Here is a 15178-nt window from a genome sequence, read left to right on the forward strand (position 1 = left end):
CCTATAACCCATATTTAGACTTTTGTATAGAATGCTATAAATTATTAAGAAAAGAGGACAGGTTTGTTTATAAATTTTCAAATTGATACGAAACAACAGTCAAAAGAGCAGAAGCTTATCAATGTTTTATTAACCCTGGCAACTGGCGTTCTAACACTCATATTTCCGAATTTTCTTTATCTGATAGCAGGTGGTTATTTGATCGCACTTGGTCTCATGTTCATGATGTTCAGATTTCCCGGTGCAATAACGGCCCTTCCTTTCGTATCGGGTATACTTATTTTCATATTTCCTGAGTTGATCCCTTTTACGTTTGCCGGATTTTTAGGACTATTTGGTCTGTTGATGTTATTCGGACTTTCATTTAGTGTACTTGGGATCATGACACTGATCATAGCGGTGCTTATCGTCATGAATCCGGATTCAGTGGCTTATTTCATAGCTTTCTTTATGTTAACCTATGCGGCTTCAAACCTTATTCAATTTTATAATCAATGGAAGAATAAAGGACCCAAAGAGAAGAGCGATGGGGAGATCATCATTGAATGATGAGCTTTTAATGGGATAGAAATTATTTTATCTGAAGGCAGCCCTGAAATTCTAATCTTTGATAGATTCGTAGATGAAATAAGGCGGTATGTTTTTCCAACAAAATTCAGTGGTGAAATTACCGAATGCTTCAGTGAGGGGGTCTTTAAGGTGGCCTGATGTTTGATACGCTAAAAAAGAACCTTCCTGTCTTAGTACATCTTTGGTTTTATTAAGGATATCCATCTTCATATCCCAGTTGAAAAAAGAAAAAGGAATGCCTGAAATTACATGATCCACATTTCCAACTAATTCCTCCGGGAGTAAGGTTAAAATATCTTCAACCGTTTGATGAAAAACAGTTAACCGGTCATCATCGATACTGCTAAGCAGATCATAAAAATTATCATTGGTCTCAAAGACAAAAAGCCTGGCTTCAGGGTGCATTTTTTTTAAAAAATGTTTAGTGAAAACCCCGGTCCCACCACCGTATTCAACGATAACATCAGTGTTGGGAAAGTCTATGTATTTACAGAGCTGGCGAACGCAGTATTTTGAAGAGGGAGTGATAGAAGCAACATCTTTATCAGATGCAAATGATTTCAAAAACTCGATCGTACCTTTCATGTGGTGGTAATTTGTATAATAGTTGAGGGTTAATGCGTCATTCTACAAAAAATGAATAACCATTAACCAACTAAAGTTCATCTTCTAATTTTGCAATTTGGTCACGTATACGGGCAGCTTCTTCAAATTCCATGTTTTTGGCTGCATGATACATGGTTTCACGTAAATGGTCTAACAGCTTGTCCTTGCTTTCAAAGGTAACTTCCTTCATGGCAGGACTTGCTTTGTACTGTATGCCTTCATCAGCAACTCTAATGACTTCAAGGGCTTCTTCTTCAGGTTCTTCATCTTTTCTGGCAAAGTCAAAACTCTGACTGGAGATCAAACCTGGATCAACAAGGGGTTTTAATTCCTTTTTGATGGTTTCAGGAGTAATACCGTGTTTTTCGTTGTATTCTTCCTGTATTTTTCGCCGCCTGCGGGTTTCTTTGACCACTTTATCAATACTGTTTGTGATCTTATCAGCATATAGGATGGCTTTACCACCCACATTTCTGGCTGCACGACCGACGATCTGAAACAATGATGTCTCAGACCTTAAAAAGCCTTCTTTATCTGCATCCATAATGGCTACCAGGCTAAGTTCAGGAATATCGATTCCTTCACGTAGCAGGTTAATACCAACAAGTACGTCAAAGTCGCCGCGCCTGAATTTATACAAAACTTCGATTCTTTCAAGGGCATTTAATTCACTATGCATGTATGCCGCTTTGATATTGAGGTTCTTCAGATACTCACTAAGCTCTTCACTGAGCCGTTTTGTCAGGGTGATTACCAATACCCGTTCTTTTTTAGCAACCTTTTCACGTATCTCGCCAAGGAGATCATCCACCTGATTGCCCAGTGGGCGGATCTCAATTTCAGGTTCCATCAAACCTGTAGGGCGTATGATCTGCTCTGCATAGACCCCTCCGGACTTTTCAAGTTCATAGTCACTTGGTGTTGCACTTACAAAAATTACCTGGTTGACCAATTCTTCCCACTCATCAAATGTTAGAGGCCGGTTATCGAGGGCAGAGGGGAGGCGGAAGCCATGCTCAACTAATTCCACCTTCCTTGACCGGTCTCCCCCATACATGGCAGAGATCTGAGGTATGGTTTGATGACTTTCATCCACAACAACGAGATAATCATCCGGGAAATAATCCAAAAGACAATATGGGCGTTCCCCGGGTTTACGGGCACTTAAATACCGGGAATAGTTCTCAATGCCCGAACAGTATCCGATCTCCTGGATCATTTCAATATCAAAAAGAGTGCGCTGTTCAATGCGTTTGGCTTCAAGAAATTTCTCCTCATCGATCAATACTTTTTTACGCCACTCCAACTCTTCGCGGATCTGTTCAATTGCTGTTTCAAGCCGTGACTTTGAGGTTACATAATGAGAGGCCGGATATACCCTGAATTCGTTGACATTTTCAATGATGGTGCCGTCATTTACATCAAAAAGCTGAAGGGACTCAATTTCGTCACCCCATTGTGTGATCCTCAATCCTTCATCTGAATATGCCGGGTATACATCGATCACATCTCCACGAACCCTGAATGTACCGCGTTTAAAATCCAGGTCATTTCTGTTATAATGAAGATCGACCAGATCGTAAAGAATAGTATTACGGGGAATCTCCTGACCAACATTCAAGTTCAGGATCAGCTTTTCATATTCTGAAGGTGAGCCAATTCCATAGATGCAGCTAACCGATGACACGATAATCACATCCCGGCGCCCTGAAAGCAGCGAACTGGTTGCCCGTAACCTTAAGCGTTGAATTTCCTCATTAATGGATAGGTCTTTTTCAATATACTTATCCTGAGTTGAGAGGTAAGCTTCCGGCTGGTAGTAATCGTAGTATGAAATAAAGAATTCAACACGATTTTCAGGGAAGAAATCACTGAGCTCACGATATAGCTGAGCAGCCAACGTTTTGTTGTGGCTCATGACCAGAGTGGGGCGCTCAACATTTTCAATCGTATTGGCTATGGTTCTGGTCTTTCCTGAGCCGGTAATTCCAAGTAAGGTCTGGAATTTATCTCCGGCCTCGATGCCTTCTGTCAATTCAGCAATGGCAGCAGGTTGGTCGCCGGCGGGTTTGTAAGGGGAGTGTAGTTTAAATTGAGCCATAAATAGCTTTTAAAGGTACAAACTGTAACGTAACTTAGGAAACGATAATATTGAATAATTAACTCATCATTACTGGTATTAAGCACAAAACAGGATAAATGTTGTTTCATTCCTTTAGCTTGCAGTAAATAGAAATTAGACATGTTTTTTAGTGAGTTATAAGATCACTATTCAGCCATTACTCAAAATACAAATAACTAGCACCCATGTCCCACAGACATAAAGAATTAGAATCGCCCCGAAAACGAATCGATGAAATTGATGAACAGATACTGGACTTGCTTGCGGAGCGGGGTGATATCGTCCGGGATGTCATCAAAAGAAAGGTAGAGAACCAGCTTCCTGTTTTTGTGCCAAAGCGTGAGGATGAAAAATCAAGGGCATTCAAAGATCTTGCTAAATCGAAAGGCATAGATCCGAACTGGGCAGAGGATTTTCTTCGAATGATCATGACAGCTTCAAGAGCCACTCAGTCTCAGGAAAAATTTCCGATCGCCACCAAAGAGCCACAACATATACTGTTTATTGGTGGTGAGGGAGGAATGGGTAGCCTGTATAAGCGGATAGCAAGTCAAACCGGTCACATTACCTATTCTATTGATAAAGGAAACTGGTACGAACTTGAAGAGATCGCTCCAAAACTGGATATGGTGATTATAACCGTTCCCATCAAAGTCACTGAAAGTGTGATCGATCGACTCAGCGGCCGGTTAAAAAAGGAGACGATTCTTGCTGATTTCACAAGTAACAAATCGGCCCCGATCAAGGCTATGTTGGCGGCACATGAAGGACCTGTAGTGGGCTTGCACCCTATGCACGGACCGGATGTACAGAATCTATCTAAGCAGCTCATGGTTTTTTGTGGGGCTCGTGAAGCAGATAAAGCAAGTTGGTTTATCGATCAATGTGAATTGTGGGGCATGCGGGTCATAGAAGCAGACCCTGAAAAACATGACCATGTTATGCACCTGGTACAGGGTCTCCGTCACTATGTGGCTCTTTTGCATGGGTCATTCATGGAAGAATATGATCTTAAGCCGACTGATATGCTTGACTATTCGTCTCCGATATACCGTGCCGAATTGATGATGACGGGGCGGATATTTGCTCAGGATGCAGAATTATACGCCGATATCGTTTTTGCCAATAAAGAGCGCCGGGACCTTTTATTGAAATTTTTTGAACATCATCAAAAACTCGCAAAATTAGTCGAAGAAAATGACAGAGAAGGGTTTGTAAGGCAATTTGAAGGAGTGACTGATTTCTTCGGAAAGTTTGCTACCCAAGCACTTGAGGAGAGTGGTTATCTGATAAACCGCTTAGCCGATCGTTTTGCATAAATAAAGCATGATTGGTTTTGATTTATGATATTGTAGGGACTAACGGTAATAAATATCTTATTAATGAAAAATATACAGCTTACACTCACATTGCTTATTTCTTTGAGTGTGATGGTTATGGCACAGGCCCAGGAAACCATCACACTGAATGAGATCAGTTCCGAAATTCAATATAAAACGAATGAACCTGCAAAGACCTATTACAAACTAAATGAGGAATACCTGTCAGAGAAATCCTTGAAAAAAGGGACGGTCTTTCAGTTTTCTATAGATGCAGAAAGAACACAGGAATTTGAAGTAACCAGAGTCTCAGAATATTATCCAGGTTACATATCGGTTATTGCTAAAGAAAAAAGCGGTGATCAGGGGGTCATGAGCTTTACGTACCATGATGGCGGGATAAATGGCTTGCTACATGTGAATCACGTTGAAAGCCTGTCATTATCATTTGATAAAAGCAGAAATGAGAATTTCATTCAGCCTTCTGCAGAGCAAGGGTCTGACAGAATTGCTTGTGGCTTACATAATAACTCAGAAGAGTTTGTAGCTCCACTCTATGACTTTATATCCAGTGATGGGTTAAGATCAAAAACGGCTGAACAAAACAGTCAGTACCAACCGGCCTTAATTTCGGCTTCCATTGATGACAGTGTAACTATTGATTTGATGCTGGTGTATACCAATGCAGCAAGAGATTGGGCGGCTGATCAAACCTCATATCGTGATATTTTTGAGGTGATGTCTCAGGCTATGACACTTTCACAAACAGCCCTGGATAACAGCAACACGGGTATTAAACTTCGTTTAGTTCATTCGTATAGAACAAGTTATGACGAAGTCAACGACGGAGTGGAATCGGGTGTAAGATTACGAAGGTTGACACAGGATGACAGTGATCCCGTATTTGAAGACCCCGACAATGAATATGGTGGGTATATGGAAGAGGTACATGATCTGCGAGATCAATATGGTGCAGATATTGTGTCGTTAGTAGCAAGAATTGTGGATACAGGGGGGCTTGGATGGAGGCTGAGCAGCACCGGTGGCAATCCACAATTTGGCTTCAATCTGAACCGAGTGCAACAGATCGCTTCCGGTTATACCCTAATTCATGAGATCGGGCATAATATGGGCAATACACACGCAAGAACACAAAATGATGCTGCCTCATCTGAAGCGGGAGGGTTATTTCACTATTCAGTGGGCTATCAGGATCAGACCAATAATTTTCATACAGTGATGGCGTATTCGGATGGTTTAAGTCAGGCTCCAATATTTTCCAGCCCGGATCTGACCTGGCTGGGGTTTCCAACCGGTACAAATAATAGCAGAACTCCTGAAAATAATGCTCTGAGTATGCGTGAGATCAAAAAAACGATCTCAGGATATCGAAATACCACGCAAGATTCTCCGGTTGCAGCACTATCAACAGAACAGATAGAAGTAAATCTCAATCAAGAGGATGAATTATTGGTATCAGTAGATATTTCAAATACCGGCATCAGTAATCTCATGTGGGATGTTGATTTTGATTTTCCGGGCTCTTCCGTTGCAAAACAGTCTAAGCAACAGGATCGAATAGAGATCGAAGCGGTAGATACGGGGCACTTGACAACCTTGCCTTTTAACTACTCAATAAACTCACCGGGTAGCAGAAGTAAGGTTAATACAAACGAATTGATCTATGAAACCTCATTTGAAGCAGGAGAGAATTTTTCTTCAGGAACATTTTTAGGGCAAAACCAATGGAGGTCCCTGAACGGTACGGAATTTTCGATTTCCACATCCAATCCTAACACCGGTAGTCAGAATTTGAGTGTGCCATACTCTGAAGGGAATACAAAATTTATAGCTTCCCCATTTTTCGGTTACCGACTATTTGGAAATTATGAGGTAACGATCAACTTTTCTATTACCGGATCAAGTACTCTTAGTGAAACCTTTGATTTTTATATAAACGATGGCAAAACAGGGGCAATGTCGGCCGGTGTGATAATAAGTGAAGGAGGAATATTCCTGGCGGACCTGAATGAAAGCGGTGAGAGGTCATTTTATGGAATATATGGATCAGTAACCCCTGATGAATATCATGAACTGAAGATCATCTATAATACTGACAACCAAACCATAGATTATTATTTTGATGGAAGTTTATTAGCCTCTAACAGCTATTTGAGTGGGTTCACCCCCGGTGTAGTACAGGTGCTTCATAGAAACGAATTTATCGGAACGGCTATCAACGTTGATGACATCAGGGTAGAACAGATGGAATCTCCCTACAGCTGGTTAGCGGCATTAGACCCGAGTGGGGTCGTTTTTAATAATGGTACAGGACAGATCGACCTTGAGTTTAATTCCATGGGGTTAAGCTCTGGAACCTATGAGACGATCATGAAGGTCAAAACCAATGATCCTGTTAATCCAATTATTGAGGTACCAATAACCTTGAATGTTGGAGTTGAAGTATCCAATGAAGTAGATGACAGGCCTGTAAAGATGGAGTTAGCTCAAAATTATCCTAACCCGTTTAACCCAACTACTACGATCAGTTATAATTTGACTGAGCCACAAACAGTGAATATAGAAGTGTTCAATATTCAGGGGCAAAAAGTAGCAACCTTGTTAAATAATGAGCGTGTCAGTGCCGGGACACATAACGTGGTGTTCGATGCCTCAACTCTATCAAGTGGAATTTATATCTATCAGTTAAAAGCAGGTTCACAAACATTAACCAAGCAAATGGTTTTGATAAAATAGTATGAAATCACAGAATGGATATTTGTTGCTGTTTGTATTTGTCTTCACTGTAATTCTTAATGGTTGTGCTGATAGTGGAGAAAAGTCTTCGAAAGAAGTTGAATCAGAGCAGGTTGTACAAAAGTTTAATGTAAGCCTGGATCTTTCCGGAATATCTGAATTAAGTGAGGGAGACACCCTCTCTATTATGAAAAATGAGACGGACGAACGGTATCATTTGGTCATTAGAAGAGTTCAGGAAACTTTTCCCGGAATAATGTCAATATCAGCTAATGTTGAAGATAAAGACACCGGGTTAGCCACTCTTATTTACCGTGATGGTCACCTATCAGGATTTATGGATATGTATAAGTCAAATATTCGATGGGAGGTCAACTATGATAGTGTTAAAAATTCCTACTATTTAACAGAAATTGACCCTGAAGACATTGATGAAATGGAGGGGGGAGAAGCATTAACTCCTCCTAATGAACAGTATTAATTCAGTGTTTCATCCGGCTAAATCGTAATGCTCCTATCATCCAATTTGGTAAGTTCTTTCGTGGGTCACGTTTGGTCATATCAATATACCAACCAAATTTTTTCATGATCGGCACCTTGTGTGTTTCCACGAACTCTATCAGAGTTCCATCCGGGTCTTCCACATAGGTAAACCGACCGGCAGCTTCCCCCATGTCAAAGCTGTTTGCGGAGTCAACGGTAAAAGGAAAACCTTCAGCTTTGAGGTCATCTTTAAGTGCGTCCATACCTTGAATATCAAAACACAGGTGAATGAATCCAAGGTCACCCCAGTAACGGTCCTTATAGATCTTTTTGGGTTCACGATCTTTAACTTCAACTAATTCAATTTCTGTGGGACCAAACATTCGGCTGAAACCACCTTCCCTGGTTTGAGAATGACGTAATAAGACCCTTCTAACATTAAGGTCTCCACCCGGTAAGCCATTAAGGTCCTTGAATATACCGGTTTTATCATACACTACTTCATCATACCCAAGTACATTTGAATACAGTTTTTGAGCTGATTCAATATCTGTAGAACCGATAACAGCCCCAACAACGCCGCCGGTTGTTTTTGGTGTCTTATGTTTGAAAAACTCTTCACCTTTAACTACTTGCCAGATATTGCCGTAAAGGTCTTTGAGAAAGAAGTTCAGATCGCCGGATGGATTTTCTTCAAGCGGTGTGACTATATCAAGCCCTGAAGATCTCATCTCATTATATGTTTTCTCAACATCGATCGATTTTATTTTCCCGTAATTGATGCCCAGATCCCCAAGAAGGATATCAAAATCTGCAGGTTGAGGCTTTCGGCTGGTGTATTGCCAGATCTCAAAACCACCACCGCCTTTCATATTGAGCGTTAAAATAGCTGTACGGTCATGGGGCTTTCCACCGGTATAAGGTAGCATCAACTCAGCCGTGGCTTCATCCTCAAACACCTTAATATCCATTCCAAAATGTTTCCGGTACCAATCGGTAGCCTTATGGACATCGGGGATACCAATTCCAATTTGCTGAATGCCTGAGATGACTTTTTCCATACTTTGGGACGTTCCTGAATGAGATAATCAGTGATTATTTTAGAGTAAACTAAAATTCAGGAGGTAATTTATTTAATGAATAGTTGATTGTAATGATACAAAGAAAGGTAAGCTTTTCTTTGTAGGCGAAAAATTATTATTAGAATGAGTGAAAGGATTTTACAAGGAAGAAACAGATCTAAGAAAATTCTTGAATTCATCTGTGTCATATTTAGCCATTCCCTGATGTTCCATAATGATCTCTCCCTTCGGTGATATCACATATGTGGTAGGTACCACAGAGCTGTCGTAAACTCTTGGTTTAGCTATGACCGAATAAACCGGAAAAGTGAACTCCTTTCTTTTTACAAAATCCCAGGCCTTTTGAGGATCCTGATCAAGCGAAGCCATGACAAATACTATGTCATCATTATCCTTAATATCATTATATAATCGTTGAATATTCGGCATTTCTGCGATACATGGAGGACACCAAGTGGCCCAAAGGTTCATAAAAATGGTTTTGCCCTCAAACTCAGATAAATAAATTTGCTTACCGTCAATGGTAAGAAGTGGCATGTTATATTCAGCACGCTGGCCATGCATGATGGAAGTATCTGTATCCGGTTGTAGAATGCCGGTATAAAGAAGAACACTTTGTATTCGTCCAATTACTTCTGTGTGATATCCACTGGCATATAAAGCGGCACCGATCAGGATTATGAATATCCATTGGGTGATCTCTTTCTTGAAGGACGACCCCTTCTTGTTTGTTCTCTCTGTACTCATGCTTTGAATATCGTGTTTTTAATACGTTCTTGACCGGTTGTTATAACCAATTGAATGACCACTGAGGTCAGATAAAAGTAGCGATCTGATCCAGTGATTTTTTTGAAATGTCAGGGACCTGAACATTATCTTCAGGATAACCGACCACGAGTAATAGAAATGGTTTTTCATGAGAAGGCCTGTCCATGATCTCATTCAGAAAACCCATTGGGCTGGGAGTGTGAGTAAGTGTAGCTAAGCCGGATTCATGAAGGGCTGTTATCAAAATACCGGTGGCAATACCAACCGATTCCTTCACATAATAATGCTTTTCCTTTTTGCCGTTTTCATCAAAACTGTAATTTTGAGCAAAGATCCCGATCAAATACGGGGCCTTTTCAAGGAAAGGCTTTTTCTCGTCTGTGCCAAAAGGTTGAAGGTCTTCCAGCCAATCTTCCGGTGCCCGACGGTTGTAAAACTCATGCTCTTCTTTTTCAGCTTCTATCCGGATCTTTTTCTTCTTTTCGGGGTCACTCACCACCACAAAATGCCAGGGTTGCTTGTTAGCACCGTTGGGTGCCGTACCGGCAGCAAGCAGACAATTTTCAATGATCTTCTGGGGAACCGGTCGATCTGAAAAATTCCGAACCGTTCGCCGACGTTTCATGTGTTTATAAAATTCAGAAGATCGCTTCTTCATTTCTTCCACTGGACGTTCTTCAAAATCAGAATGGGGAACAAAAATGGGAGCTCGCATGGCTACTTATTTATTTGATTTTAGGCCTTAAGTAAAGTCTGTTCTCATGGACTTTTAAACTACTTTACACCAGACCCTTTAGCAAGCCACTAAGGATGAACTTCAACTTTCAAGCGTCCTGCTTTAACCATAGGATCGTTTTCAGCAAATTCTCTGGCCTGTTCAATTGTGGCTACATTATAAACAGAAAAACCGCGGATATCGCTTTGTCCACCACTTGGTCCGTTCAAGTTAATGATCCCTTGTTCGTACAAACTACCTAAATAGGACAGGTGCTCTTCTTGCAACTTCATGGCTTTTTCCTGAGACTGACTTCTATTTTCTCCACTTTTAAGAAATACGATGAAATATTTTTGCATGGTCATTTTCTCACCGGCCCATTCATATTCAAATGTCTCGGGCTGAGCCACGGAATCCGCTACCTGTGCAAAGGATATTTGTGATGATAGTATGATCGCAGTGATGAATGATAATATTTTCATAATGGAAAGATTTGTTGAACAGAACTTTGGAGGTTAATATATGATTCGAAGCTTAAATATGAACCATCATTTAAGTATTTAAGAACAAGGAGTGTTGGGGTTTAACAATTGAGTAAATCGATCATAATATGTATTTACTCAATGAGTAAAGAAGGTGGTTTTTACATTATCATTGTTGTAATTATTTGACAGTAAAATCATATATAAAAGATCTATGCTGAATAAAATTAAGAAGGTTTTAAAGAAGTTAAAGGCTTGGGAGCCATCTTTTGATCCCTCAAAATTTAACGACGATATTGCCATGAAAACGGAATGGACACCACTGAAAAGGGGAGGCTCTAACTTTGGTACTCATAAACTGATTCAGGCCGATCATAGCAGAGTTGAATTTAAGGCCACAATGGGGGCAAAAATATTCAGCTTGATCTTTCTCTTGGTAGGTGTCGGTATTCCCGTCTTTATTGGGATGGAGACATATAGATCTTACGGGAGCTTTTTCAGATCGGATTTTTTCTTTATTGGTTTAATTGCCACCATATTCTTCGCAGCAGGTAGCTGGATGTATTATAGCTTTTCGAAACCAGTAATCTTCGATAAAACAAAAGGGATGTTTTGGAAAGGCTGGAAAGCTCCCAAGCGATACCTTGAGATGGGAGATAATGAAAGCAGCAGTCGAATCGGGAATATTTATGCCCTTCAGATCATCCCTGAACTGGTTCGAAGCGACAATAAAAATTACGTTAGTTATGAGCTGAATTTGGTATTAAGAGATGGATCTCGAATGAATGTAGTTGATCATGGAGATCTGGTAAGTCTTCGGGAAGATGCCAGGCGTGTAGCAGAGTTTTTAGGTGTTCTGATCTGGGACACAGTTGCTCTGACATCAAGGGAATCAGACTAACACTATCAGGTAGGTGTCAAAATACCGTTAAAGATGTTTGACTTAAAATCGTATATATGATTCAGGATCTATATGTGTGCCGTCTTTTATGATCTCAAAATGCAAGTGAACTCCCGTGGAGGTTCCTGTATTTCCGGCACGACCAACTTCCTGTCCCTTTTTGACAGTGTCGCCTTCTTTAACGGATACCTTACTCATATGTGCATAAACGGTCTCGTAGCCATCTCCATGCTTAATACGAACCATTTTACCATATCCACGTCCGGTTCCTGCCTTTACAACCACGCCTGATTCAGCCGCTACAATTTTATCACGCAGGCTGGCTTTAAGGTCAACGCCTTGATGCACGCTTCTCCATCGCGGACCAAAAGCTGATGTCACGTAGGTACTACCCAAAGGTTCTGTAAAATTAACAGATGAGTTTCGAATCAATGGTGGGAGTTCACGGTCAGGTTTACGCCCTTTATTTTTGGGTTTGTTCCAGGGGATGCCGATCGAAATTCCGACTGAAAAAGAAACAGGACTGAAGTCAAATGATCGAAATGCTGGCGCTTCATTAAATCTGCGTTGAGGAATGATATTGGAGGGTGAATTATACGTACGGGTCACTTCAGCTTGTAGCCGTACAAAATTAAGCAGATAATATTTAATACCTGCAGTAAAAGCACCCGTGATATTCTTCTCACCACCGGAAGTACCCGTCCAAATTGGTGCTCCATTCTGATCCGTAGACCTCATGGTAATATCCCAGATACGGCCGGTTTTAACACCCCCGTAAACTCCAAATTTCGGCCATTGTAAACCGATGGTACCACCAAGATTGACCTGATTGAAATTTATTGGGCCACCAATAAATAATTCTTGCTGATCATTAACCAAAAACTCGGTTTTCCCTGCAATGTATAGTCTGTATAACAAATACCGTTCAAGTTCTATCTCGAACATCCCTTTTGATACGCCATCAATATCAACCGGGTAACTGTCATTGGGAACATAACTTAGTCCGACATTCTTAATATTATATCCGGCGGATAATCTCCAATCCTGCCCCATTACGGAACTGTTTGCCAATAAACATAAAAACCCAATGATAAGTAAAGGTTTTTTCATTTAACCGTGGAATAGAAGGGATTAAAACAAAAATTTTGCATTACAATTACTGATCAATATAGCTTCTGTTATCCAAAAAAGTGAGCCATTCCAATTGCTCTGAAATGCGTTCCTTATAACGAGCTCTTAGGTTTGAATGTTCTAAAAAGTAGATGAGCTCATTTGCCACGCTGAATTCACCTATAAACGCAGTTCTGTGAATGGCTTTTTCAATTATATCAAACCAATCCGGAGAAATAGTTTTATCCTCTAACAGCCGGATATAAAGAAGTACCCTCTCATATTTTTTAAGTTCCAGGGCTTTTTCCAATGTCAGTAATTTATTGGGCGTGTTCATCTTCAGATAATCATATTCATCAACTAAATTATCGGAGTACCTTTGATCGAGCAGAAAATCCCATTGTGTACTGTCTTGGCGCAACTCCATTGTAAACTTAAAATTTTGTGCAGTAGAGTTGGAAATATCCTCACTGAATTTGCTCAGATATTGAGTCGCTTGCTCATATCCTTGTGCCATAAAAAGTGCATCAGCGTACATTACGTTAAGGTTCAGGAGGGAGTCTGAATCAATATTGTGCCTTATAACCAGGTCCGGTTTGCCCATTTTTAACTTAGAACGGATCCATTCCGCTTTGACCAATGCATTATCCGAGAAGGTTTCAAACAAATCATTAAGTACCTGGTAGGCAATTACCGTATCCTCAGAAGCCATCAGAAAATTATAATTATCCCAAAGCTTTAATTCTTTTGAAATAGAATGTGGACAATCTTTTTGGAAGAGGGAGCGCTGAGCAAAGATGAATTCAGAGATCAGTTTGTCAACAGAATCTAGATCCGTTTCATTTAAGGTATCATGCCACCCATTAACCAGTTCATCAAATGAGGAGGCGAATGTATTTTTAAAGGTAGCTGATTGGTAAGCCTGTTTAAAATGATCAAGAGGATAATTGTTTAGCAGATATTCAACGAAAGATCCTGTCGTGGTATAGCTTATAGACCCGGCGCTACTATAAAAACCCGTGAACGATAACGCTGAGTTCATTTCTTTTGCATCGGGTAAGGGGCTTTCTGCGGCTACTATCTGATGAAGTGTTGAGTGGGGTGAGGCATCCTTGGCTATTCCTTCAGCCAGGCCTTCAATAAGACCGATACTCCAGCTCCCATTAAACAAATAATTCCCAAATTGTTTTGATATCACATGTACCAACTCATGTTTAAGAACTCGGTCCAATTGTTGTTTGGCTATATGGAGCTGATCTTGCTCCAGCCAGATGGGCACATAGCTCGTGAATTTAGCCCCGGTGATCTTCTTTTTTTGCCAGGCATGAGAATAAAGATAGGATTCTATTTTTCGTCCTTTCGGCCAATCGATATCTAACTGAGTTGTGATCTGCTGAAAATGAAACTCATGACGGTTTGCCCAATATCGTACTTCAGATTCTGTATAGAACTCTCTGTCATAAAAAAGGTCAAAATGTTCGGTTTTATGAACACCTCCAAGTTCATTTTGAATGGTTTCTGTTGGACTTATGATACCGGCATTATCAAGGTTTAGATAACTGAAGATCAGGCTAATGACAATGAAGCCGGATAACAATTTGGCATTGAGCGTCTTATTCCAGTCAACTGAGATCCATAAAAGGATGATCCAAAGCAGGGTGATAAATCTAAAGCACAGAAAGGAGCCGGTAAGGGTTACTGTTTCATCGTAAATGGGCCCCGGCCATATCCCCCAGATGTGATTGTAGAAATACACTTGCGGTAAAGTGAAAAACTCTATCAATAAAGTACCAACAGCACAAAAGAGAAGAATAAAACCAACGAGATATTTAGGATAAGGCAGGTTCAATTTACGTACGAATCGCCCGATCGCTGACCCTAAAAAGACACTCGGTATAGGGATGAAAATCCAGAAGGCAATTCCATCGATGGTTAAACAACCTGAAATCAAAGCAAAAATAAAAAGCGGTATGCAGGCGAGGTATAGTATTCCAAGAACCTGAAGACTGTAATGATGGTCTTTTTTTGATAGTGGTGATGTTGATCGCATTCCAGCCCAGAAACACCCGATAGTGCCGGCTAGCATTGCCGATTCAAAATGTAGGTCCCGCAAGAGTGGTATAGGTAGTAAGGCCACTCCTATTAAAACGGGAAGTAAATATCGGAGTGCTTTTTTCAATAGTTGTGATATAAATTGATCGGGTTCAGCAGTAAGTTAGGAAAACAGAATGATTGGAAGTAAAGTATCTTAAAAAGTTAAAGC

13 protein-coding genes are annotated in these 15178 nt (G+C 40.5%); 5 read left to right on the forward strand and 8 right to left on the reverse strand.

Features of this window, described 5'->3' with window-relative positions; genetic code table 11:
* The first annotated feature begins 63 nt into the window (after window positions 1-63).
* Window positions 64-549: a hypothetical protein gene (locus AC13FX_RS04505; protein ID WP_482879294.1), complete on the forward strand. Its 486-nt coding sequence runs from the start codon at window positions 64-66 to the stop codon at window positions 547-549.
* 51 nt (window positions 550-600) lie between these two features.
* Here the strand turns inward: AC13FX_RS04505 and AC13FX_RS04510 are convergent, their stop codons facing one another.
* Both AC13FX_RS04510 and uvrB read right to left on the reverse strand, forming a co-directional pair.
* Entirely contained in the window at window positions 601-1155 is a 555-nt protein-coding gene (locus AC13FX_RS04510) for a class I SAM-dependent methyltransferase (RefSeq protein ID WP_482879295.1), read from the reverse strand.
* A gap of 70 nt (window positions 1156-1225) precedes the next feature.
* Window positions 1226-3277 (reverse strand): excinuclease ABC subunit UvrB, encoded by a 2052-nt coding sequence (gene uvrB / locus AC13FX_RS04515; RefSeq protein WP_482879296.1) that lies wholly within the window; start codon window positions 3275-3277, stop codon window positions 1226-1228.
* A gap of 206 nt (window positions 3278-3483) precedes the next feature.
* Between uvrB and tyrA the strand changes: the two genes are divergently transcribed.
* The 3 genes from tyrA (at window position 3484) to AC13FX_RS04530 (ending at window position 7855) form a co-directional block, all read left to right on the forward strand.
* Window positions 3484-4617, forward strand: coding sequence for a bifunctional chorismate mutase/prephenate dehydrogenase (gene tyrA / locus AC13FX_RS04520; protein ID WP_482879297.1), 1134 nt, complete (start codon window positions 3484-3486; stop codon window positions 4615-4617).
* Between the two features lie 63 nt (window positions 4618-4680).
* A complete protein-coding gene (locus tag AC13FX_RS04525; RefSeq protein WP_482879298.1) occupies window positions 4681-7374 on the forward strand; it encodes a zinc-dependent metalloprotease in 2694 nt (897 codons plus the stop codon).
* A 1-nt stretch (window position 7375) separates the two neighbouring features.
* Window positions 7376-7855: a hypothetical protein gene (locus AC13FX_RS04530; RefSeq protein WP_482879299.1), complete on the forward strand. Its 480-nt coding sequence runs from the start codon at window positions 7376-7378 to the stop codon at window positions 7853-7855.
* Between the two features lies 1 nt (window position 7856).
* On the opposite strand, the gene AC13FX_RS04535 is transcribed toward AC13FX_RS04530, so the two are convergent.
* From AC13FX_RS04535 to AC13FX_RS04550, 4 genes are all read right to left on the reverse strand, one after another.
* On the reverse strand, window positions 7857-8918 hold the full coding sequence (locus tag AC13FX_RS04535; RefSeq protein WP_482879300.1) for a VOC family protein: 1062 nt from the start codon (window positions 8916-8918) through the stop codon (window positions 7857-7859).
* A gap of 159 nt (window positions 8919-9077) precedes the next feature.
* On the reverse strand, window positions 9078-9686 hold the full coding sequence (locus AC13FX_RS04540; protein WP_482879301.1) for a TlpA family protein disulfide reductase: 609 nt from the start codon (window positions 9684-9686) through the stop codon (window positions 9078-9080).
* A 67-nt stretch (window positions 9687-9753) separates the two neighbouring features.
* Window positions 9754-10422: a nitroreductase family protein gene (locus AC13FX_RS04545; RefSeq protein WP_482879302.1), complete on the reverse strand. Its 669-nt coding sequence runs from the start codon at window positions 10420-10422 to the stop codon at window positions 9754-9756.
* 89 nt (window positions 10423-10511) lie between these two features.
* On the reverse strand, window positions 10512-10904 hold the full coding sequence (locus AC13FX_RS04550) for a YciI family protein (protein ID WP_482879303.1): 393 nt from the start codon (window positions 10902-10904) through the stop codon (window positions 10512-10514).
* A 214-nt stretch (window positions 10905-11118) separates the two neighbouring features.
* Between AC13FX_RS04550 and AC13FX_RS04555 the strand changes: the two genes are divergently transcribed.
* A complete protein-coding gene (locus AC13FX_RS04555; RefSeq protein ID WP_482879304.1) occupies window positions 11119-11805 on the forward strand; it encodes a hypothetical protein in 687 nt (228 codons plus the stop codon).
* Between the two features lie 42 nt (window positions 11806-11847).
* On the opposite strand, the gene AC13FX_RS04560 is transcribed toward AC13FX_RS04555, so the two are convergent.
* Complete coding sequence (locus AC13FX_RS04560; RefSeq protein WP_482879305.1) at window positions 11848-12915, reverse strand: M23 family metallopeptidase; 1068 nt, start codon at window positions 12913-12915, stop codon at window positions 11848-11850.
* 46 nt (window positions 12916-12961) lie between these two features.
* Window positions 12962-14965 (reverse strand): hypothetical protein, encoded by a 2004-nt coding sequence (locus AC13FX_RS04565; RefSeq protein ID WP_482879306.1) that lies wholly within the window; start codon window positions 14963-14965, stop codon window positions 12962-12964.
* Window positions 14966-15178: the final 213 nt, after the last annotated feature.

The organism is Gracilimonas sp. B-17 (assembly GCF_056857935.1).

Bases quoted from the DNA above. Each gene is read 5' to 3' on its own strand.
- AC13FX_RS04565 (WP_482879306.1), bottom strand. From the start codon at position 14,965: ATGCGATCAACATCACCACTATCAAAAAAAGACCATCATTACAGTCTT.
- tyrA (WP_482879297.1), top strand. From the start codon at position 3,484: ATGTCCCACAGACATAAAGAATTAGAATCGCCCCGAAAACGAATCGAT.
- AC13FX_RS04545 (WP_482879302.1), bottom strand. From the start codon at position 10,422: ATGCGAGCTCCCATTTTTGTTCCCCATTCTGATTTTGAAGAACGTCCA.
- AC13FX_RS04535 (WP_482879300.1), bottom strand. From the start codon at position 8,918: ATGGAAAAAGTCATCTCAGGCATTCAGCAAATTGGAATTGGTATCCCC.
- AC13FX_RS04530 (WP_482879299.1), top strand. From the start codon at position 7,376: ATGAAATCACAGAATGGATATTTGTTGCTGTTTGTATTTGTCTTCACT.
- AC13FX_RS04540 (WP_482879301.1), bottom strand. From the start codon at position 9,686: ATGAGTACAGAGAGAACAAACAAGAAGGGGTCGTCCTTCAAGAAAGAG.
- AC13FX_RS04555 (WP_482879304.1), top strand. From the start codon at position 11,119: ATGCTGAATAAAATTAAGAAGGTTTTAAAGAAGTTAAAGGCTTGGGAG.
- AC13FX_RS04550 (WP_482879303.1), bottom strand. From the start codon at position 10,904: ATGAAAATATTATCATTCATCACTGCGATCATACTATCATCACAAATA.
- AC13FX_RS04560 (WP_482879305.1), bottom strand. From the start codon at position 12,915: ATGAAAAAACCTTTACTTATCATTGGGTTTTTATGTTTATTGGCAAAC.
- AC13FX_RS04525 (WP_482879298.1), top strand. From the start codon at position 4,681: ATGAAAAATATACAGCTTACACTCACATTGCTTATTTCTTTGAGTGTG.
- uvrB (WP_482879296.1), bottom strand. From the start codon at position 3,277: ATGGCTCAATTTAAACTACACTCCCCTTACAAACCCGCCGGCGACCAA.
- AC13FX_RS04510 (WP_482879295.1), bottom strand. From the start codon at position 1,155: ATGAAAGGTACGATCGAGTTTTTGAAATCATTTGCATCTGATAAAGAT.